At 74.5% G+C, this 1583-nt stretch carries 1 protein-coding gene and 3 pseudogenes; 2 read left to right on the top strand and 2 right to left on the bottom strand.

The window, feature by feature from the left end; translation table 11 throughout:
* Positions 1-254: pseudogene (locus tag EAO76_RS17195) on the bottom strand (HNH endonuclease); the annotation flags it as partial.
* Here EAO76_RS17195 and EAO76_RS17190 point away from each other — a divergent pair.
* Positions 249-641 (top strand): annotated as a pseudogene (locus tag EAO76_RS17190) (RNA polymerase sigma factor); the annotation flags it as partial. The pseudogenes EAO76_RS17195 and EAO76_RS17190 sit on opposite strands and share 6 nt — an antisense overlap.
* 243 nt (positions 642-884) lie before the next feature.
* On the opposite strand, the gene EAO76_RS47625 reads toward EAO76_RS17190, so the two are convergent.
* Positions 885-1319: a hypothetical protein gene (locus tag EAO76_RS47625; protein WP_399462259.1), complete on the bottom strand. Its 435-nt coding sequence runs from the start codon at positions 1317-1319 to the stop codon at positions 885-887.
* A 93-nt stretch (positions 1320-1412) separates the two neighbouring features.
* On the opposite strand from EAO76_RS47625, the pseudogene EAO76_RS47620 reads away from it, so the two are divergent.
* Positions 1413-1583, top strand: a pseudogene (locus EAO76_RS47620) (phosphoribosylamine--glycine ligase); the annotation flags it as partial.

The following is a 1583-nucleotide window of genomic DNA, read 5'->3' as shown; positions in this document are numbered from 1 at the left end:
ACCAGGATGCGGTGGTCCTCGCCGACGCCGAGGGCGCCCTTGTCGAAGAGCTTGTGGTGCAGCGAGCACAGGCACAGCCCGTTGTCGACGTCGTCCGGCCCGTCAAACGCCCACCAGCGCACATGGGCGGCCTCGAGCCCGACCGGGACCGTGCCGATCATGCCGTCGTACCCGCAGAAGGCGCACCGGTACTCGTACGCGGTCAGGACCGTCTCCCGCATCCGCCGGTCCCGTTGCCTGCGGGCGGCCAGGAGGCCTTCGTCAAGGGGTGGAGCCGGCGGCGTCAGCTCGATCGTGACGGGCAGCCCGAGGCGTGGATCCGCACGGTCGCGTGGCGGCTGGCGGTGAGCCGGTGGCGGGGGCGGCGGCGGGCCGCGGACGCCTGGCGGCGCAGTGGGGTGCCGCCGCACGCGGAGGCCCCCGGCACGGAGTCGGTGGCCCTGGTGGAGGCGTTGCGGGGGCTGCCGCCCAAGCAGCGCCGCACGTTGGCCCTGCACTACGTCTGCGATCTGACCGTCGAACAGATCGCCGCCGAGACCGGTCTGTCGGCCAGCACCGTCAAGACGCATCTGGCCCGGGGCCGGGCCACGCTCTCGCACCGTCTGCAGGATCCGCGCACCGAGGAGGGGCCCCGTGCCTGAGTCCCACGACCCGCTGAGGTCCTTGTTCAAGGAGGCCGCGGCCACCGGGCAGGCCCGTGCCCGTTCCGCTCCGGCGTCGTACATCACCGAGCGCGGCGCGCGTGCTCACCGGCGCCGGATGGTCGCGCTGGCCGTGGGGGCCTGTCTGGTCCTCTCGGGTGCGGGCGCGGGCGTGGCCTCGCTGCTGCCCGACAGTCCGGGCACCACCGTGCCGGCCACCACCCCGTCCCCCGTTCCCTCGCGCTACACCGACGGCTCGTTGCTCGACTCGATCGTGGACGCCTTCGCGGCGGGCGACGGGGCCGCGGCGTTCGAGGTCGTGGACCGGGTGATCGAGGGCGGCAACGACCCGCGCCGCTTCGTCGCCGATCTTCTGGAGCGGCTGCGCGACCTGGTGATCCCGGCCGCCGCGCCCGCGGCACCGGCGCACGCCGCCGCCGAGCCGGGTCCGGGAATGGCCCAGGGCGCCGCCCAGGTGCGGAACATGTGGCCGGACATCCTGGAGGCCGTGAAGAACCGCCGCCGGTTCACCTGGATCCTGCTCAGCCAGAACGCCCAGGTCACCGGCTTCGACGGCACCACCCTGCAGATCGGCTTCCTCAACGCGGGCGCGCGCGACAACTTCGCGGGCAGCGGCAGCGAGGACGTGCTGAAGCAGGCACTCGCCGAACGGTTCAACGCGCAGTGGAAGATCGAGGCGATCGTCGACCCGTCGGGAGGCGCCGGCGCCCCGCCGCAGGTCGGTGGGGGACGTCCCTCCGCCGCCCCGCCGATGGCGCAGCGCCCGGCTCCCGCGCCTCAGCAGAGCTACGAGTCCCGGTCCGCCCCGGCGCCCGCCTCCGCCCCGGCGACGAGCGCGCCGCGGGCATCCCCTGCTTCGGGCCTTCCCGGGAGGCGGCCCGGCTGGAGGGTTCCAAGGCGTTCGCCAAGGACGTGATGGCC

Origin of the sequence: Streptomyces sp. sk2.1 (genome assembly GCF_008120935.1) — a bacterium.
In the GTDB taxonomy this organism is placed as follows: domain Bacteria; phylum Actinomycetota; class Actinomycetes; order Streptomycetales; family Streptomycetaceae; genus Streptomyces.
This window is presented reverse-complemented; position numbering and strand designations above follow the sequence as displayed.